This window comes from Cryobacterium cheniae (genome assembly GCF_004403395.1).
Taxonomy (GTDB): Bacteria; Actinomycetota; Actinomycetes; order Actinomycetales; family Microbacteriaceae; genus Cryobacterium; species Cryobacterium cheniae.
The window spans coordinates 37,009-56,031 of the sequence record NZ_SOGN01000005.1 but is presented as its reverse complement, the minus strand read 5'-3'; the positions used below and the strand labels follow the sequence as shown (position 1 = coordinate 56,031).

Sequence of the window (19,023 nt, the reverse complement as noted above, 5' to 3'; positions counted from 1 at the left end):
CGGAGCGGCCGGCTTGGCCTGGGCGGCAGCCTGCGCCTGCGCGGCGGCCTGAGCCTCAGCGGCAGCCTGCGCCGCCTGAGCATCCGCGGCAGCCTGCGCCTGCGCGGCCGCGGCAGCCGCGGCCGCAACTGCAGCCTGCTCCGCAGCCACGCGAACGACCTCCGCAGTCGAAGTCTTCACGACCTCGGATTCGGCAGTGACCTGTTCGACGAGATCGAAAGTTCGCTGGGGGGCCAGAAGGGTGTAGTCGCTGAGCGCGGCGACAGTGCTCGAGAGAGCCGTCGCATCCGTCTTGCCCTGCGCTGCTGCGATCACACTGTTGGCGCCGGTGAGGGCGGTGCGCGCACTCGCGGAGGCGTGGGCCGAGACGACCCTGTCCAGGCTGCCCGACTGCTCGGGGTGCGGGCCGCCGGTCGTGGCCAGCGCAACGGTGGCGGCCAGGCTCTCTTTTTCTGCGGCCGCCGCGGACTGCGAGGCGGATTGAGCGGAGAATCCGCTTCCCACGATGGCGCCGACGGCGATGATGGCGCCGGCCACCAGCAGGCCGTTGTGCCCCCGGCCGCGACGCGTTTCCTGGTGGCGGGGGAACCCGTTGTCGGTGCCGATCACGGTTTTCGCACCGATCGGTGAGGTGTTTGAATCAGGGGTGGAACTGGGAAAAAGGTCGGACAGGGAGGAATACGAATCAGAGTTTGGCATAACTTTCACAGTGCGAAACGCTCGTGCGGCTGCGCTCGCGGTTCTTGTTCAACGTTCCACGGCCGGGGTCCCGGCCGGGCGAAGTTGCAAGACTGCCCGCGCTTTCTGTATAAATCCTCATTTACAGCTGGCAAAGTGCTGACAACGCGGGGTGGTGGGATTGTCTAAATGGCGATCTGGTGGGCGCGGATCCCAGTGTTCATGGTGCAATGGTCCGTGATGTCAACACGCGCCGCACCACCGCACCGCTTCGTCTATTCGTCCGACGGAGTCAACCTGGCAACCTACGAATTCGGTGATCAGAGCGCACCCACCGTTCTGGCCGTGCACGGCTTCGCCTCCAGCGCGCTCGCCAACTGGCACGTCACCGGCTGGACACGCGATCTCCTCCGCGCCGGCTTCCACGTGATCGCGATCGACCAGCGCGGGCACGGCCTGAGCGACAAACCCCGCTCCCCCGCCGACTACACGATGGAGGCTCTGGTCGACGACGTGCTTCAGGTGCTCGACGCCTACCTGCTCGACGAGGTCGCCTACGCCGGGTACTCCCTCGGCGCCCGCGTGGGCTGGCAGGCCGCCCGCGAGTTGGAGGGCCGCATCTCGCGGGCCGTGCTCGGCGGCATCCCCGACGGTGACCCCCTCAAACGTTTCAAGGTGACGGATGCCCGCGCTCACATCGAGCACGGAACCCAGGTCGACGACCGCCTCACCGGCGCGTACCTGACCATGGCGCGCGCGCTGCCCGGCAACGACCTCAAAGCTCTCGTGGCCCTCGTCGAGGGTATGCGCGGCGGTCCCCAGCCCGGGCCCGAGAACGCACCGGCGCAGCCCGTGCTCTTCGCCACCGGGAGCAAGGACGGTATCCTCGAGGCCTCGAAGGCGCTCGCCGCGGCCACGCCGAACGGCGGATTCTTCGAGATCCCCGGGCGCAACCACTTCAATGCCCCGACGTCGCGCGCGTTCCGGGACGCCGCGATCGAATTCTTCCGCGGCGGCAGCGTCGGCAGCGGGAGGGTCGAGGTCCCCCTGCTCTGCTAACCTGCGCTCATGGGGGCAAAGACTTTCGATCGCGGCGTCGGCGTCGTCATCGGGCTTGTGGCTGGAGGTGCAGCTGCCCTCCTCTGGTTTGTCGTCGCCGCCGGAACGCCGACGGCGGGCGAAATGCCCTCCCAAGGGCTGGTGCTCGGAATGTGGCGGGTGCTTTATGACTTGGCGGCACCGACGCCGCGGATCATCCTCGGCGCCGTCGCTCTGGCTTTCCTCTTCGCCGCAGGAATTGCAATGCTCGAACGAGGAACGTCCAGCAAGGCTCGTCGGTCCTTGAACCAGCGCACCACTCCCCTCTCGGCGGGAATCGTGATGGCACGAACGCGCGGAGTCTTCGCCGGCGCCGTCACCGTCACCGTTCTGGTGCCCGCGCACAACGAAGAGGCTTCGATCTTCGCGACACTCTCATCGCTGCTCGCCCAGTCGCACCGCCCGGAACGCGTCGTGGTCGTGGCGGATAACTGCACCGACGGGACCGTCGACATTGCCCGATCGCTGGGGGTGGAGATCTTCGAATCTCGCCGGAACACATTCAAGAAAGCCGGGGCGCTCAACCAGATCCTGAAGGTGCTCCTACCGGGCCAGGGCGACAACGACCTCATCATGGTCCTGGATGCCGACACACGTCTCGACGACGGCTTCCTGGAAGCCGCCGTCCGTCGCTTCACCAGCGATCGTGCGCTGATGGCGGTCGGCGGGTTGTTCTACGGCGAGGAAGGTTCCGGGCTACTCGGTCAGTTCCAGCGCAACGAGTACATTCGGTACTCCCGTGACATTCGCCGTCGCCGGGGCCACGTCTTCGTTCTCACGGGCACCGCTTCCCTATTCCGGCCCGTCGCCTTGCGTACGGTGGCTGAAAGTCGCGGCGACACGATTCCCGGTGCCAGCGGGGAGGTCTATGACACGGCTGCGCTCACGGAAGACAACGAGCTCACCATTGCCCTGAAGTCGCTGGGCGCGCTCATCATCTCTCCCTCGGAGTGCACGGTCGTCACCGAGGTAATGCCAACCGTTCGCACTCTGTGGGTGCAACGCCTGCGCTGGCAACGGGGCGCGTTGGAGAACATCGGGGCGTACGGCGTCTCACCGTCCACCTTCCGGTACTGGGCCCAGCAGTTGGGCCTGGGCTACAGCGTCATCGCGCTCAGCGCGTTCCTGCTGCTCGTGCTCGTGACGCTCCTGGCGATCGATTCGTGGGTTTGGTTTCCGTTCTGGCTGGGTCTCGGTCTCGTTTTCATCGCCGAACGTGTCGTGTCGGTCTGGGCGGGCGGCCTACGGGCACGCCTGCTGGCGCTCACGCTTTTCCCCGAGCTGATCTTCGATGTGTTCCTGGACGTCGTCTACGTCAAGGGGATCATCGACATCACCCTGGGCCGGCAGGCACAGTGGGGCCATGTCGTCAACTCCGCACCCCACGACGAACTGCGAAGGGTGGCCTGATCCATCGTGGTTGGTGCTCCCCACGCCCTGGTTCCGGTCGGAATCCTCCTTCCGTCAACGGTGCTTCAATCGGATGAATTCGCCATCCTTGCGGCGTTCGTCGCCATCAATACGGTCATGTTCGCCGCACTCGCGGTCGCGAAGATCCTCCCGAAGGTGCACCCCACGGATTGGTTTCGCGGACGCAACCGCCGGGCTGCAACCAGGAGCATCCATCCGGACGAACGCCTCTAGCGTTCGCACGCCGGAGCCCTCAGGCGGCCGCGGCCGCCTGAGGGCTCAGCGCAGCACGACGGTCGAGGTGGATCCCGGCGAGCATGCACCGCACTGAGCCGCCGGCGAGTTCGATCGTGGGCACGTCGAGCGGCAGGATCGTGCAGCTCTGCTCGATGATCCGGCGCTGCTGTGCGGACAGGCTGGCGAGGGCGCGGCGGGAGAGCGCCAGCATCCGACCGTTCCGGCCGTGCAGTTCGATGGCGTTGCCGGCGTAGTTGCGGATCTGGTCTCGGTCGAGGGCGAGCACCTGCCGGTCCTGCGAGGCCAGGCGCTCCACGACGTGGCTGCGCCGGGTGGGCGACTCGATCAGGTCGAGCCCGACCAGGGCGAAGTCCGTGGCGACGCACATCATGACGTTGGTGTGATAGATCGGGGTGCCGTTCTCGTCGGACGCGTCGAAGACGATGGGCTCGTAGCCGAAGTTGGTGCAGAACCGTTCGAGCGCGATCGGGTCGGCCCGCCGCGACCGCGCCACGTAGGCGATCCGCGCCGCATGGTCGAGCACCATCGCGCCGGTTCCCTCGAGGAAGACGTCGTCGAGTTCGAGCCCGGAATAGTCGACGACGTCCTGCACACGGTAGCGCTGCTTCAGCATCTCGACGATGTCGCCCCGGCGCTCGGTGCGCCGGTTCGGCGCGTGCATGGGATAGAGCGCCACGTGTCCCCCGGCGTGGGTCGAGATCCAGTTGTTGGGGAACACGCTGTCGGGGCGACCCGGTCCGTCGTCGTCGAACAGGTGCACCGCAATTCCTTGCCCCTCCAGGGTGCCGGCCACCTCGGTCACCTCGGCGTAGGCCGCCTCGGCCACCAGGGCCGCGTCATGCCCGGCATCCCTCGATTGAAAGGCGTTGTCGTGGGCCGTTTCCGGGTTCGGCGAGAAGAAATGCGGCCGGATGAGGACCACGGCCGACGGTGCCTGGACGGACACCGGGGTCAGACGAGTACGGGCGCGCCCGCGGTGACCAGTCCGAACAGGTCCTTCGGGTCGTCGGGGTCGGCGACGAGGTCGATGTCGGTGTAGAACGGGGTCCGGTCGACGGCATCCTGCAGGAAACGGAGTGCCGAGAAGTCCTCGATGGCGAAGCCGACGGAGTCGAAGACCGTGATCTGCTGGGCTGAGGTGCGCCCGGCAGCCTCTCCGAGAAGGACCTGCCAGATCTCGGTGACCGGGAAATCGGGGTGCATCTGCTGGATTTCACCCTCGATGCGGGTCTGCGCGGTGAACTCCACGAAGACGTCGGCGCGGTGCAGGATGTCCGCGTCGAGCTCGGTCTTGCCCGGGCAGTCGCCGCCGATGGCGTTGATGTGCACGCCGGGGGTGACCATGGCGTCGGTGAGCACGGTGGCGTTCGCCTTGTCCGCGGTGCAGGTGGTGATGATGTCGGCGCCGGTGACGGCATCCGTCGCCCCGGTGGCGACGACGATCTCAAAACCGAGCGGAGCCAGGTTGCGCACGAATTTGGCGATGGCGTCGGGGTCTGTGTCCCAGACGCGCAGCCGGTTGATGCCGAGAAGCCCGCGGAAGGCGAGCGCCTGGAACTCCGACTGCGTGCCGGTTCCGATCATGGCCATGGTGTGGGCGTCGGGGCGGGCCAGCGCCCGGGCGACCATGGCCGACGTCGCGGCGGTGCGGAAGGCCGTGAGCACGGTCATCTCGGACCAGAAGGTGGGGTAGCCGCTCTGCACGTCGGCGAGCACGCCGAACGCGGTCACGGTCTGCAGACCCCGCGACGGGTTCGACGGATGTCCGTTGACGTATTTGAAGCCGTAGGTGACGCCGTCGCTCGTGGGCATGAGCTCGATCACGCCGAGCGGAGAGTGGCTGGCCACGCGCGGCGCCTTGTCGAAGGTGGGCCAGCGGCGGAAGTCGCGCTCCAGGTACTCCACCATGTCGGTCAGGATGCGTTCCACACCCGTGTCGGCGGCCCAGCGGTTGATGTTTCCTACGTCTACAAAGCGCACCACGTGCGTCTCCCCTCGATCAGGGTTTCAACCTTATGCATGGGCGATGTGCGGTCACCATTTGTTTTCTGCCGCAATCTGACCAGAAGATCACACATTATGCACAAGGCATATATACACTATGAGCAATGTATCCCCTCGACGATCTCGACCGCCGCCTCCTGTCCGCCCTGCGCGTGAACGGTCGCGAGCCCGTGGCGAGCCTGGCTCGCGACCTCGGGGTGACCCGGTCCACCATCAACAGCCGGCTCAAGCGGCTGACCGATTCGGGCACAGTGGTGGGCTTCGGCGTGCGGATCCGGGAGGACCGAGACCCGAACTCCATTCGGGCGATCACCCTGATCGAGGTGGAGGGCCGCGCGATCACGAAGGTGATCCACGCGCTGCGCGGATTTCCCGAGGTGAAGGCCCTGCACTCGACCAACGGCGGCTGGGACCTGGTCGCCGAGCTGCGCACCGACACCCTGGCCGACTTCGACCGGCTGCTCGGGCAGGTGCGCTCGATCGAGGGCGTGCTGAACAGCGAGACGAGCCTGCTGCTCAGCTCGGTGTCTAGCGAAGATCTGCCGGGGACCCGCGGGCTGTCTCGGAACTGAGCCGACCTGCACCTCAACGCCTCACCCGCGCTACATTCATGGCAGCTTTTCGACGCCACGGCCTGGGGAGAGTGCAGACAATGGACCCACAAGACACAACCATTCTGGTCAGCGCGATCCTGCTGCTGGTCGACCTGGCCATCCGTATCGCGGCGCTCATCATCATTCCCCGCGATCGCAAACCGACGGCGGCGATGGCCTGGCTGCTGGCCATCTTCTTCATCCCCTTCGTGGGGATTTTCTTCTTCCTGCTGCTCGGGAGCCCCAAGCTGCCCCGGAAACGCCGGGAGAAGCAGCAGGAGATCAACACGATGATCTCCGACGCTGCCCCGACGACGGATCTCGTCTCCAACCGGGACTCCTGGCCGCCGTGGTTCGCCAGGGTGGTCGCGCTCAACCGCCACCTGGGCGCCGTGCCCATGGTGGGAGGCAACCACGCGGCACTGATCGGGGACTACAACGCCTCCATCGACGCGATGGCCGCCGACATCGACACCGCGCGGGAGTTCGTGCACGTGGAGTTCTACATCGTCTCGTTCGACGACACCACGAAGCACTTCTTCGCGGCCATGGAAACGGCCGTCAAGCGCGGCGTGCGGGTGCGGGTCCTGCTGGACCACGTGGCATCCATTCGCACCGTCGGCCACAAGGAGACGTTCGCCGAGCTGGACCGGATCGGAGCAGAGTGGACCTTCCTGCTCCCCGTGCAACCGTTCAAGGGCAAGTATCAGCGCCCCGACCTGCGCAACCACCGCAAGATCGTCGTCGTCGACGGCCGGGTGGCGTATATGGGCTCGCAGAATCTGATCGACCGCAGCTACCTCGCGGAGAGGAACCTCAAGCGCGGCCTGCAATGGCAGGAGCTGGTGACGCGGGTGACCGGGCCCGTGGTCGGCGGGATCAACGCGGTCTTCCTCTCGGACTGGTACAGCGAAACGGACGACCTCCTGAACGAACGCCTGCCTCCCGACACTGTGCTGAGGGACACATCCGCACAGGCGCTGGACTGCCAGGTCGTGCCCAGCGGCCCCGGCTTCGAGGGCGAGAACAACCTGCGTCTCTTTCTCGCGCTGCTGTACTCCGCGCAGGAGCGCATCATCATCACGAGCCCGTACTTCGTGCCGGACGAGGCGATGATGTATGCCATCACATCCTCACGCCAGAGGGGCCTCGACGTGCAGCTCTTCGTCTCTGAGATCGGCGACCAGGCGTCGGTGTACCACGCCCAGCGCTCCTACTACGGGGCGCTTCTGGAGGCGGGAGTGCGGATCTGGCTTTACCCGGCGCCGTACATTCTGCATTCCAAGCATTTCTCGATCGATGACGATGTGGCCGTGATCGGGTCGAGCAATATGGACATCCGTTCGTTCACCCTCAACCTCGAGGTCTCCCTGATGGTGCGCGGACGCACGTTCGTCGACCAGATGCGGGAGGTGGAGGCAGGCTACCGGGAGATCAGCCGGGAACTGACGCTTATGGACTGGAACAACGAGCCCCGCAGCAAGACCGTGCTCGACGGCCTCGCCCGGCTGACCTCGGCCCTGCAATAGCCTGCCTCCGCGTGTGACTAGTCTCGCGTGATCTTCCAGATGCCGTCGGCGAGGTCCTTGTCGGGGTGCTGCACCGAAGCGAACAGCTCCTTCGGGTTCTTGCCGAAGTAAATCCCGGTTGTCTCGGCACCTTCGTCCGTCAGGGAGGCGAAGAGTTCGACGTTGTCGGACGCTCCGTCGCGGTCGAGATCCTTGCCGGCCCGGAAGATGTCGCTGAAGCTGTTGTCTTCCGTGATCCAGAGGGCGCCGTCGGGACCCTCGGCCAGGTTGTCCGGGTTGTTGAACCCGCTGACCCCGGCGGCCTTGTCCTCGACCGGCACGTTCACGCCGGCCTCGACGAAGCTGCTGACGGTGAGCTTCGAGAGGTCGATCGCGACCACGCGCTCCTCGGAGGTGTTGGCCACGTAGAGGGTCTGGCCGATGATCTCGACGTCTTCCGGGCGGCCGAACTCGGTGGCGCCGACCTCGTTGGCCGCGGCATCCGCGTCGACCCGAACCTGCGCCTGGTCGAGGGCCACCCATTCGAAGGCGCCCACCTTCTCGGTGAAGGTGGCCGGGTTCCACTTCTGCGCGGCATCCGTCAGCCCGGTGATCTTGAGGGCGTGCAGCTGTCCCGTGGACAGGTCGCCGCGAACGGTCGGCACGAACTTGAAGATCGAGCCGCCGTTGAGCTCGTCGATGACGATGACCGAGCCGTCGGCCGCGACGTCGATGCCCTCGTGGCGGAGGGCGCCGAGCTCGGTGCGTTCCTCGATACGCTCGACCGTGGTCGGGTCGTTCTTCGCCAGGAACAGTTCGAAGACCTTGCCGCCGGTGGTCTCCTCCGTGACGAGCAGGCTGCCCCACGGGGTCCAGCGGATGCCGTCGAGCCGGTTCCAGTCCACGTTCTGCGCGATGAGACGGGTCGCACCGGTCTTCAGATCGGTCACGGCCACGGCGCCGTTCGCGCCGACCTCGTAGGTGTTGTAGAGGTAACGGCCGGCCTGGACACCGGTCTCGTTTTGCGTGTTCATGTCGTGCAGGTCGTCGACGCCGGGGTAGACGTCGAGCACGGTCTCGTCCTGAACGAGGGTCTGGGTGAAGCCCTCCGGAACCAGGTACGGCTGAGTCCAGTCGGTGCTGCCCATGCCGTAGGCGGAACCGGCGAGGGGCACGAAATCGAACGGACCGCTCGCGGCGAGCGCGGCGGGGGCGATGCCGACGACTGCGGTGGCAGTGGCCGTGGCGGTGATGGCAAAGACGGCGATCTTGTTACGCACGGTGCGACTCCTTCGTGAGGTGTGGGTGAATCGCCATCGACCGTATTCGAGCCGTCTGGCGGGCGGTGGTCGTTCGGTTTCCAGCGGGTGTCGGCCCGGTGAACACCCGGTGCCCCGGTCGCGGCGCGTAACAGAGACGGGAGGGCGCTAGGCGCTCGGTATTCTTGAGCGCATGAAGCTGACTGCACTCGCCACCCTGACCCTGATGGGGGCGCTGGTGTTGAGCGGATGCGCCACCGGCGTTCCCGAGACCGACGGCACCCCTGCCGCCTCCGCCACGGCCACGCCGGCTCCCGCCGACGGGTCCTGTGCCGGCGTGAGCGTCGTCGTCGACTTCGGCGCGCTCGACACCCCCGGCATCACGGACTGCGTCGACACCGGCGCGGCCGAGACGATCGCGGCGAGCACGGTTATGGAGACCTCCGGCGTGACGACCGAGGGCACCCTGGAGTGGGGTGACCAGGTGGTCTGCCGTGTCAATGACCGCCCGGCCGCCGACGAAACCATCGACGTGGCGGGCGAGCCCCCCTTCATCGAATCCTGCCAGTCCATGCCCGCCGCCGCCGCCTACTGGGCGCTCTGGATCAAGCCCACCGCCGACGCGGACTGGGAGTACGCCCAAAAGGGCCTCGGCAGCCTGGAGCTTGAGGCGGGCCAGTCCGTCGGACTCGTCTTCACGACCGGCACCGAGACGCCCACCCCCGGACGCTAGTGTTCCGCTTCCGGTTTGCTCCTCTGCGCGCGGCGGCGCTGCTCGCCGTGGCGTTCGTGGGCTTCCGGGTGCTCTACCGGGTGGCCTTCGGCGGGGCATCCGGTGGCGGCCTGCTGCTGCTCGACCTGCCGCGCCTGCCGCTCGGCGGGCCGTTTCACCACATCGCGCTGCTCGGACCCGTCACCACCGGAGGCCTCGCACAGGCGGCCCTGAGCGCGCTGCCCGTCGCCCTGGTGATTCTCGGGTTCGGGGTGCTCAACGCGCTCGTGGACGTGCGGCGCTTCTTCGCCCGCGGCGCCAACCGGGGCCCGCTCCGCGCCCTGTCGCGGTCACTGGTGATCGCCTGGGCGACGTTCCCGGCACTGATCGAATCGGTGCGCCGCGTGCGCACGGCCGGCACACTGCGCGGCGAACGGTCGACGCCGTCGTTGCTCGTGCCCGTCTTCGAACAGACCGTGGAGCGGGCGCTCTGCCTGGCCGCGTCGATGGAAGTGCGCGGGTTCGCCGCCACGCGGGCCGCCCCCGCCGTGTGCGCGAGGCCCGTGGTGATGACGGATGCCGCCCTCGGCTTCGAGGGCCCCGGCGGGGACGAGCACGCCTGGCATCTCGGGGGGCTCACCCTCGACCTGGCGCCCGGCACGCTGACGGTGATCGTCGGGTCGACCGGATCGGGCAAGACCAGCCTGCTGCACAGCATGAGCGGGCTCTTCCAACACTTCGACGACGGCCGCCAGCACGGATGGATCGAGGTGGGCGGCGCCGACCGCGCCGCCACTCCCCCGCGGGAAACGGCCGGCTTCGTCGGACTCGTCACCCAGAACGTGCGGCTCTCGTTCGTGGCCGAAACCGTGCAGGATGAGATCGGCTTCGCCCTCGCGGTGCGCGGCGTCGCCCCCCTGATCGTGGAACAGCGGGTGCACGAGGTGGCCGAGCTCCTGCAGATCTCCCACCTGCTCGGCCGCGGCATCGAAGCGCTCTCGGCCGGCGAGGCCAGTCTGGTGGCCATCGGCGCCGCCCTGATCAACCGGCCGATCCTGCTGCTCGTGGACGAGCCGCTGGCCGACCTCGACTCCCCGGCCCGGGAACGCGTGGTGCGGGTGCTCGAACGCCTGGCCCACCGGGCCCGGGTGTGCGTCGTGGTCGCCGAGCACAACACCCGGGAGTGGGTGGGCGCGGCGGATGCCTGGCTCGAGCTCCGTGGGGCGCGCGTGCATGCATTCGGCCCCGGCGAGCGGCCGCGTGCGCCGGCCGGGGCGGAGACTGCGGCGCTGCCGGGTGGGAGCACCGTGATCCTGGCCGCCGCCGCGCCTGTTGGACCGCTCGCGAGCATCCGTCACCTCACCGTTCTGCACGGGACCGAGCGTGTGGTCGACGACGTGTCGCTCGACCTCTCGGCCGGCGACCTGGTGGCACTGGCGGGGCGGAATGGCGCGGGCAAGAGCAGCCTGCTTCGCGCGATCGCGCTTTCGGCGGTGCGCGGGAGCGTGATCGTGGCCGGACGGGACGTGGCCGAGCTGCGCCCCCGTGATCGCCGCACGGCCGTGGCCCTGGTTCCGGAGAATTTCGACGACCTGCTCTTCGCCGTCACGGTGGCCGCGGAGTGCCGCCGGGCCGACCGCCGGCTGACGGCCGCGAGCGGGACCAGGACAGGGTCCGAGGCCGGGACCGCGGTGCGGTTCGCGACCCTGCTCGGGCTCGGCACCGTTCTGGAGGCGGCGCACCTGATGCGGCGGCATCCGCGTGACCTGTCGGCCGGCGAACGCCTCTGCCTGGTCATGGCCATCCAACTGGCCGCCGAGCCACGGGTGCTGCTGGTGGACGAACCGACGCGCGGCCTCGACCCGGGGGCCCGGATGCTGGTGGCCGCCGCGTTGCTCCGCGCGTCGAATGCCGCCACGGCGGTCATGTTCGCCACCCACGACCGCGACTTCGCCCGGTCCCTGGCGACGAGGACGGTCGTCCTGGCCGCCGGTCGTCTCCGGGCCGAACCGGAACCGGTGCGGCCATGAGGCGCACCGGTTGGACGGCCTGGGTGCTCGGCGGCGGCAGCCTCCTCGCCGCCGCGGGCTTCGCCTGGCCGTTCTTCGCCTCGGCGCTGCCCGAACACGCCCAGGCGGCCGCCCCGATCGTGGCCTTCGCCCTCGTGCCGGCCCTGATCGTGGCCCTCGCCCTGACCCTCGACCGGGAAATGTACACGGCCAAGACCGTGGCCCTGCTCGGGGTGCTCTCCGCCGTCGGCGCCGCGGTGCGGATCGCGGGCACCGGGGTGGGCGGGGTCGAGGCCGTCTTCATCCTGCTGATCCTGGCCGGGCGCGCCTACGGTGCCCGCTTCGGGTTCCTGCTCGGCCTGCTCACCATCGCGGTGTCCTCGGTCCTGTGGGGTGGGTTCGGCCCGTGGACCCCGTTCCAGATGTTCGCCTGCGGCTGGGTGGGAGCGGGGGCGGCGCTGCTGCCGCGCATCCGATCTGTCCGGCTCGAAATCGCGGCCCTGGCGGCCTACGGCATCGTGGCGTCGTACCTGTTCGGACTCGTCATGAATCTCTGGTTCTGGCCGTTCGCCGTGGGGTCGGGCACCGACATCTCCTATGCGGCGGCGGCCCCGTTCGGCGAGAACCTCGCATCCTTCGCCCTGTACACACTCGTGACCTCCACGCTCACCTGGGACACCGTGCGCGCCATCACCACCACGGCCGGGATCGTGCTGGTGGGCCCGGCTGCCCTGGCCGCGCTGCGCCGGGCGAAGCTGGGCCGGGCGAGCAGGCCGGCGCCAGCCAGAACCGCTACACCGAGAAGTACTTCGCTTCCGGGTGGTGGAACACGAACGCATCCGTCGACTGCTCCGGGTGCAGCTGCAGCTCCTCCGACAGGACCACGCCCATCCGCTCGGGCCTGAGCAGCCGGGCGACCTTGCGGCGGTCCTCCATCTCGGGGCAGGCCGGGTAGCCGAGCGAGAATCGGGCGCCGCGGTACTCGAGCTTGAACATGCCGGCCAGCTCGGCCGGGTCCTCGGCGCCCAGGCCGAGCTCTTCCCGCACCCGGGAGTGCCAGTATTCGGCGAGCGCCTCGGTGAGCTGCATGGTCAGCCCGTTCAGCTCCATGTAGTCGCGGTACCTGTTCTCGGCGAAGAGCTTCGCGGTGACCGTGTCGACGTTCGCGCCGGCCGTGACCAGCTGGAGGGCGACGACATCCGTCTGACCTGAACCGTGCGGCCTGACGAAGTCGGCCAGGCACAGGTGCCGGTCCCGGCGCTGGCGGGGGAAGGAGAAGCGCAGGCGCTCGCTCCCCACGGCGCCGCCCGAGCCGCCGTCGGGGGCGAGCAGGCCGGGCACGCCCAGCACGCCCGCGGGGTCGTCGCCGTGGTGCAGCACGACCAGGTCGTTTCCCTCGCTGTGGGCGGGGAAGTAGCCGTAGGCGACGGAGGCGTCGAGGATTCCCTCGCCGAGGATGCGGTCGAGCCAGTAGCGCAGCCGGGGCCGGCCCTCTGTCAGGGCCAGGTCCTGGTAGCTCCTGCCGTCGTCACCGCGGCCGGGCTTCAGACCCCACTGCCCCATGAACGTGGCCCGTTCGTCGAGGAACGCGGAGTACTCGGCCAGGGCGATCCCCTTGACGATGCGGGTGCCCCAGAACGGCGGCACGGGTACGGGGTTGTCGGTGGCCACATCCGAGCGGGCCGGCATGGCGCCCTGTTCGGTAACGGTGAGCAGGCTGCGCTTGTGGATGCGTTTCTTGAGCGGCGGCAGACCCACGGATGCCGGGTCGGCGCCCCGGGCGACGGCGACCAGCGGTTCCATCAGCGCCAGGCCCTCGAAGGCATCCCGCGCGTAGCGCACGGTTCCCTCGAACAGCTCGGCGAGGTCCTCCTCGACGTAGGCCCGGGTCAGGGCCGCGCCGCCGAGGATCACCGGCCACCGGCCGGCCAGCCCGCGACTGTTCAGCTCGAGCAGGTTCTCCTTCATCACCACGGTGGACTTGACGAGTAGCCCGCTCATGCCGATCACGTCTGCATTGTGTTCCTCGGCCGCCTGGATGATCTCGGTGATCGTCTTCTTGATGCCGATGTTGATCACGTCGTAGCCGTTGTTGGTCAGGATGATGTCGACCAGGTTCTTGCCGATGTCGTGCACGTCGCCGCGGACCGTGGCCAGCACCATCGTGCCCTTGCCGGCCGCCATGGTCTTCTCCATGTGGGGTTCCAGCAGCGCGACGGCGGTCTTCATCACCTCGGCCGACTGCAGCACGAACGGCAGCTGCATCTCGCCGCTGCCGAACCGGGCGCCCACCACCTGCATGCCGGCCAGGAGGTGCACGTTGACGATGTCGAGGGCGCTCTGCCCGCCGGCGCGCGCGAGGTCGAGGTCACCCTCGAGCCCCTTGGCCTCGCCGTCGATGATGCGGCGCTCGAGGCGTTCGCCCACCGGCAGGGCCGCGAGCTCGGCGGCGCGCTCGTCTTTCAGCGCGGCCGAGTCCACCCCGGCGAACAGGTCGAGCAGGGCCGCCAGCGGGTCGTAGCTGAGGTTGCCGTCGGCGTCGTATTCGCGGCGGTCCCAGACCAGGTCGAGCGCCACCTTGCGCCGGTCGTCCGGCACGGAGGCCAGCGGCACGATCTTGGCCGAGTTGACGATCGCGGAGTCGAGCCCGGCCTCGGTGGCCTCGTGCAGGAACACCGAGTTGAGCACCGACCGGGCCGCGGGGTTCAGGCCGAACGACACGTTCGAGACCCCGAGGGTGGTGTGGATGCCCGGGTAGAGGGCCTTGATCCGGCGGATCGCCTCGATCGTCTCGATCCCGTCCCGGCGGGTCTCCTCCTGGCCGGTGGCGATCGGGAAGGTGAGGGCGTCCACGATGATGTCCTCGACCCGCATGCCCCACTCATGCACGAGGGTCTCGACCAGCCGGGTGGCGATGCGCACCTTGTGCTCCGCGGTGCGGGCCTGGCCCTCCTCGTCGATGGTCAGGGCGATCACGGCGGCGCCGTGCTCCTTGACCAAGGGCATGATGCGGCCGAAGCGGGAGCCCAGGCCCTCACCGTCCTCGAAGTTGACGGAGTTGACGACCGGGCGGCCGCCGATGAGTTCCATGCCGGCCTGCAGCACCGCGGGCTCGGTGGAGTCGACGACGAGCGGCAGGGTGGAGGCGCTGGCGAGCCGGGAGACCACCTGGCGGATGTCGGCGACGCCGTCCCGTCCGACGTAGTCGATGCAGACGTCGAGCAGGTGGGCGCCGTCCCGCACCTGCGCGCGGGCGATGTCGACGCAGTCGTCCCAGCGTTCCTCGAGCATGGCGTCGCGGAACGCCCGGGACCCGTTGGCGTTGGTGCGTTCCCCGATCGCCAGGAACGCGGCGTCCTGGTCGAAGCTGACGTGCTGGTAGAGGCTGGCGACGCCGGGATCCTCCTCGATCCGACGGGCCAGAACGGGCGTGCCCCGGAGCCGGTCGACGACGGCTTTCAGATGCGCGGGGGTGGTGCCGCAGCATCCGCCGACCAGACCCAGGCCGAACTCCTTGACGAACTGCTCGTGCGCCGTGGCCAGCTGGTCGGGGGTGAGCGGGTAGCTCGCCCCGGTGGCGGTCAGCTGGGGCAGGCCGGCGTTCGGCATGCACATGACGGGAACGTGCGAGTACTTGGAGAGGTGGCGGAGGTGCTCGCTCATCTCGGTCGGTCCGGTGGCGCAGTTGAGGCCGATCGCGTCGATGCCGAGCGGCTCGAGGGCCGTGAGCGCCGCGCCGATCTCGCTGCCCATCAGCATGGTGCCGGTGGTCTCGACCGTGACCAGGGTGAAGATCGGCAGACGGATGCCCGTCTCCGCAATCGCCTGTTTGCACCCGTTCACGGCGGACTTGGTCTGCAGCAGGTCCTGGGAGGTCTCGATCAGGAAGGCATCGGCGCCGCCGCGGATGAGACCCCGCGCCTGCTCGGCGAAGGTCGCCTTGAGGTGCGCGTAGGTGGTGTGGCCGAGGCTCGGCAGTTTTGTGCCGGGGCCCATCGAGCCGAGCACCCAGCGCATGCGGCCGTCGCGGGCCTCGAAGGCGTCCACGCTCGTCCGGGCGATTTCCGCTCCCCGGCGGGCGAGCTCTTCGATGCGGTCTTCAATGTTGTAGTCGGAGAGGTTCGACCAGTTCGCGCCGAAGGTGTTGCTCTCCACCGCGTCGATGCCGGTCTCGAGGTAGGCATCGTGGATGGCCTCGATCATGTCGGGCCGGGTGACGTTCAGGATCTCGTTGCAGCCCTCGAGCTGCTGGTAGTCCTGGAGGGTGGGGTTGTGTTCCTGCAGCATGGTACCCATGGCGCCGTCGGCGATGACGACCCGCTTGGCCAGCGCGTCCAGCAGGGCCTGGGCGCGGACCGGGCGCACGGCGTCGGATTGCGTGGCGTCGTGTGCACGGGGTTCGCTCATCGGCCCAGCTTAACCGGGCCTCGCGCCGCGCAGCTCCGTGTTACGCGCCGTGGCCTCGGGCACGGCAGGGGACGCGACTGCGTCAGGCCGGCGAGCCGCCGGCGATCTCGTAGGACCACAGCTCGCTGCTGATGCCCACGGGCCGCGCCGGCGCCTCACCATCGGTGGGGGCGTCGCCGCGGTGACCCTGCGCGAAGGACGGCGAGGTCAGCCAGGCCTGGAAGGACTCTTCGTCGGCCCAGCGGGTGACGACCAGCCAGGTGCTGCGGTCATCCGTGGGCTTGAGCAGTTCGAAACCCTCGAAACCCGGTCGGTCGTCGACCGCACCGGCTCGGGCGGCGAACCGGCGGGCCAGCTCGTCGCCGTTGTCGCCGGGTACCGTGATGGCGTTGATTTTGATGATCGTCATGGGGTTTCTCCCTCTCGTGGATGCTCTGCCTGCTCCCCCCATGCTGTCACCCTCGGCTGCGGAGACCTCACCCTGCGGACGCTCGCCGACCGCGATGCCTATGCTGGGGGGACCATGCGACTCTTCCTGATCCGCCACGGCCAGACGCCCGCCAATGTGCTCGGCCAGCTCGACACCGCTCACCCCGGGCCCGGACTGACCGAGCTCGGCTCCCGGCAGGCCTCGGTGGTTCCGGATGCCCTGCGCCTCGAGTCCATCGACGCCATCTTCGCGTCGACGCTCGTGCGCACCCAGCTCACGGCAGGGCCGCTGGCGGCCGACCGGCGGCTCGACGTGCAGGTGGCCACCGGGCTGCACGAGATCGAAGCGGGGGCACTCGAGGGACGGAGCGACCGGGCATCCGTTCACACCTACTTTGAGACCGTTCTGGCCTGGGTCACCGGCGACCTCACGGCCAGAATGCCCGAAGGCCTGGACGGAAACAGCTTCTTCACCCGGTTCGACGCGGATATCGCCACGGCCGCCGCCGGTGCCGACACGGCGGCGGTGTTCAGCCACGGCGCCGCGATCCGCGTGTGGACCGCGGCCCGGGCCAACAATGTGTCACCCCTGTTCGCGGGCACGACCGATCTCGAGAACACGGGATTGGTCGAGTTGTCCGGCTCCCCCGAAGCCGGCTGGACCCTCGTATCGTGGGCCGGCCTCAGCGTGGGCGCACCCGGCGGACCGCAGCTGCTGGCGCTCTAGGTGTACTGAGCCATGACGTTGGCTCAGGGCACTGGGCCGCAGGAGCTACTCGACCAGGGCGTCGTCACGGTGCCCGTCCAGCACGATCGTGACCCAGTGCTTCTTGTTGAGGTGGTAGGCAATACTCGGCGAGGGCATCCGGTGTCATGCCTCAGACCTTGGTTCGGGGCCGTTCTCGGTAGCCGCTCCCCCTGAGCCGCTGGTCCGCGGGGCCACCGTGATCGCGGCGCGTTCGGTGACCGTCGGATGCAACGGATCACCGCCGTCAACAACTCCGGATACCCAGGTGAGCCTCAGCCCATCGGGAGTGTCTGAGAGGGTCGCCAGACAGTTGTCGAACCAGGGGCCGGTGATGCCCGACCAGCGGAAGGGCGGAGGAGGAACCCGCGCCGACCGGGACAGCAGCGCGCTCAGACGCGTGGACACCCCGTAGGACAGCACGGCGGAAAAGGATCGCAGCAGGATGGGCAGCGGGTTGCGAATCGGCGAACAGACGGCCTGGATGATGCGACTCCCCGAGGTTCTCTCCACCTCCGATACGTAGGAATAGTGCACGTCACCCGAGATGAACGTCACCGTCTGCGGGGCCGCGCCCCGGTTGCCGTCCGCGACGGCGGTGGAGATGTCCGCCACACGACGGAAGCTCCTCTGGAATGCAGCCCAATGCTCGAGGTCGAGGGCCTGGCGCAGGCGTTCACCCACGCGGGCGGCGAGCCTGCCCCAGGCTCCCTCGGAGATCGCCTCGTTCCAGGCTTCCAGATGGTGGAGTCCGGGCGGGAGCAGGAACGGTAGCGAGGTCGCCACCACCAGGTGCCGGAACCCGCCCTGCATCCGTTCGTCGAACCAGGCCGTCTCCTCCTCGTTCACCAGCGCACGCCGCCGGGGATCGAGTTCGCGCGCCGCACGGGAGTCGAGAACGATCAGCCGGTCCTCCCCGAAGTCACGGCAATAGCTCCACCGATAGGTGGTCGGCTCCCGGTCGCAGCGTTCGGCGAACCCGTCGAGCATCGCGCTGAGGTCGAGTTCTTCGGCGCCATCATGCGCCGCGATCGCCTGCCACACCTCGTCAGCGGCACGTTCCGCCGGGGAGAGATTGCCGAGGTGCTGGTAGACCCAGTACGAGGCCAACCCGGCAACGATCCGTCCGTGCCACCAGGTCGTGGCTTCCATCTCGCGTTTCCAGCTCAGTGACGAATTCCAGTCGTCGCGCACGTCGTGATCGTCGAAGATCATCGCGATGGGCACGGTGGACAGCAGCCACCGGTTGGCCTCGTCCGACCAGGCCAGGTTGTAGAGCTGCGCGTATTCCTCGAAATCCGCCAGCTCCTCGCCGGGAGGCGCCTTGATGTCACGACGGGCGCGGATGAAATCCTGCATCGCCGCACTGGTCAGGTCCGCGTAGACCTGATCGCCGAGGAACAGCATCAGCTGCGGCCAGGAGAGGCCGTCGTCGTCCGCCATCTGCAGCGCAAAGGCCCGGAGGGCATCCACCCCGTGCGTGCGGTTGCCCGCCCGGTCGTGGGGCACGCTGGTGCGGCAGGATCCGAAGGACAGCCGTAGGGGTGCTCCCGGCGTCAGCGTGGTGATGACGGAGGCCGGGTAGACCGAGTCGGCGGCGGGCCAGACCGCCGCCCCGTCGATGCACACGGTGTAGGGCGTGGCGGTGCCGGGGTGCAGGCCGTCCACGTGTACCAACGCGTAGTGGTGGCCGTGGACGGCGAAGGTGCGCGCCGTCCACGAACGGTTTCCGGCGTCGACCACGACGGATGCCGCATCCCGGGTCTCGACCCAGACACTCGCCGACACCGCGTCCACGTATCGCAACATGGGGCCCAGCACCAGAGGCGTAGTCGTCATGCTGTAGTTCTACCGCTCCGCCGCGTCTACCGCTCCCCCCGGTCTCCCCGCCCGAGGTCTCCCGCTTCAAGGAC

Annotated in this window: 15 protein-coding genes and 1 pseudogene; 9 read left to right on the top strand and 7 right to left on the bottom strand. The window is 68.6% G+C overall.

Annotated elements, in window-relative coordinates:
* Window positions 1-699 (bottom strand): annotated as a pseudogene (locus E3T23_RS00595) (hypothetical protein); the annotation flags it as partial.
* A gap of 219 nt (window positions 700-918) precedes the next feature.
* Between E3T23_RS00595 and E3T23_RS00590 the strand changes: the two are divergent.
* From E3T23_RS00590 to E3T23_RS00580, 3 genes are read left to right on the top strand one after another with little or no spacing between them, the layout of a single operon-like run.
* Window positions 919-1,737 carry an alpha/beta fold hydrolase gene (locus E3T23_RS00590; RefSeq protein ID WP_134368482.1) on the top strand — a complete coding sequence of 273 codons (819 nt, stop codon included), beginning with the start codon at window positions 919-921 and terminating at the stop codon, window positions 1,735-1,737.
* A 9-nt stretch (window positions 1,738-1,746) separates the two neighbouring features.
* Complete coding sequence (locus tag E3T23_RS00585; protein ID WP_134368481.1) at window positions 1,747-3,186, top strand: glycosyltransferase family 2 protein; 1,440 nt, start codon at window positions 1,747-1,749, stop codon at window positions 3,184-3,186.
* Window positions 3,187-3,246: 60 nt separating this feature from the next.
* Window positions 3,247-3,420 (top strand): hypothetical protein, encoded by a 174-nt coding sequence (locus tag E3T23_RS00580; RefSeq protein WP_241977478.1) that lies wholly within the window; start codon window positions 3,247-3,249, stop codon window positions 3,418-3,420.
* Between the two features lie 19 nt (window positions 3,421-3,439).
* Here E3T23_RS00580 and ctlX read toward each other — a convergent pair whose 3' ends face one another.
* Window positions 3,440-4,390 (bottom strand): citrulline utilization hydrolase CtlX, encoded by a 951-nt coding sequence (ctlX, locus tag E3T23_RS00575; RefSeq protein ID WP_198416154.1) that lies wholly within the window; start codon window positions 4,388-4,390, stop codon window positions 3,440-3,442.
* A 5-nt stretch (window positions 4,391-4,395) separates the two neighbouring features.
* Window positions 4,396-5,427, bottom strand: a complete 1,032-nt coding sequence (locus tag E3T23_RS00570) for an ornithine cyclodeaminase (RefSeq protein WP_134368479.1) — start codon at window positions 5,425-5,427, stop codon at window positions 4,396-4,398.
* Between the two features lie 125 nt (window positions 5,428-5,552).
* Here E3T23_RS00570 and E3T23_RS00565 point away from each other — a divergent pair, with 125 nt between their 5' ends.
* Window positions 5,553-6,020: an Lrp/AsnC family transcriptional regulator gene (locus E3T23_RS00565; RefSeq protein WP_134368478.1), complete on the top strand. Its 468-nt coding sequence runs from the start codon at window positions 5,553-5,555 to the stop codon at window positions 6,018-6,020.
* 80 nt (window positions 6,021-6,100) lie between these two features.
* A complete protein-coding gene (gene cls, locus E3T23_RS00560) occupies window positions 6,101-7,570 on the top strand; it encodes a cardiolipin synthase (RefSeq protein ID WP_134368477.1) in 1,470 nt (489 codons plus the stop codon).
* 17 nt (window positions 7,571-7,587) lie between these two features.
* Here cls and E3T23_RS00555 read toward each other — a convergent pair whose 3' ends face one another.
* Window positions 7,588-8,829, bottom strand: coding sequence for an alkaline phosphatase PhoX (locus E3T23_RS00555; protein ID WP_241977477.1), 1,242 nt, complete (start codon window positions 8,827-8,829; stop codon window positions 7,588-7,590).
* 172 nt (window positions 8,830-9,001) lie between these two features.
* Here E3T23_RS00555 and E3T23_RS00550 point away from each other — a divergent pair, with 172 nt between their 5' ends.
* The 3 genes from E3T23_RS00550 to E3T23_RS00540 are packed head-to-tail and all read left to right on the top strand — an operon-like array spanning window position 9,002 to window position 12,434.
* Complete coding sequence (locus tag E3T23_RS00550; protein ID WP_134368476.1) at window positions 9,002-9,541, top strand: hypothetical protein; 540 nt, start codon at window positions 9,002-9,004, stop codon at window positions 9,539-9,541.
* Entirely contained in the window at window positions 9,541-11,550 is a 2,010-nt protein-coding gene (locus E3T23_RS00545; protein WP_134368475.1) for an ATP-binding cassette domain-containing protein, read from the top strand. Before E3T23_RS00550 ends, E3T23_RS00545 begins: the two co-directional genes overlap by 1 nt.
* Window positions 11,547-12,434, top strand: a complete 888-nt coding sequence (locus E3T23_RS00540; protein WP_134368474.1) for an ECF transporter S component — start codon at window positions 11,547-11,549, stop codon at window positions 12,432-12,434. The genes E3T23_RS00545 and E3T23_RS00540 overlap by 4 nt, the downstream gene beginning before the upstream one ends.
* On the opposite strand, the gene metH is transcribed toward E3T23_RS00540, so the two are convergent.
* Window positions 12,322-15,936, bottom strand: coding sequence for a methionine synthase (metH, locus tag E3T23_RS00535; protein ID WP_134368473.1), 3,615 nt, complete (start codon window positions 15,934-15,936; stop codon window positions 12,322-12,324). The genes E3T23_RS00540 and metH overlap by 113 nt on opposite strands.
* 82 nt (window positions 15,937-16,018) lie before the next feature.
* A complete protein-coding gene (locus E3T23_RS00530; protein WP_134368472.1) occupies window positions 16,019-16,345 on the bottom strand; it encodes an antibiotic biosynthesis monooxygenase family protein in 327 nt (108 codons plus the stop codon).
* 114 nt (window positions 16,346-16,459) lie between these two features.
* Here E3T23_RS00530 and E3T23_RS00525 point away from each other — a divergent pair, with 114 nt between their 5' ends.
* Window positions 16,460-17,092 (top strand): histidine phosphatase family protein, encoded by a 633-nt coding sequence (locus E3T23_RS00525; RefSeq protein ID WP_134368471.1) that lies wholly within the window; start codon window positions 16,460-16,462, stop codon window positions 17,090-17,092.
* A 144-nt stretch (window positions 17,093-17,236) separates the two neighbouring features.
* Here the strand turns inward: E3T23_RS00525 and E3T23_RS00520 are convergent, their stop codons facing one another.
* On the bottom strand, window positions 17,237-18,949 hold the full coding sequence (locus E3T23_RS00520) for an alkaline phosphatase D family protein (protein ID WP_134368470.1): 1,713 nt from the start codon (window positions 18,947-18,949) through the stop codon (window positions 17,237-17,239).
* Window positions 18,950-19,023: the final 74 nt, after the last annotated feature.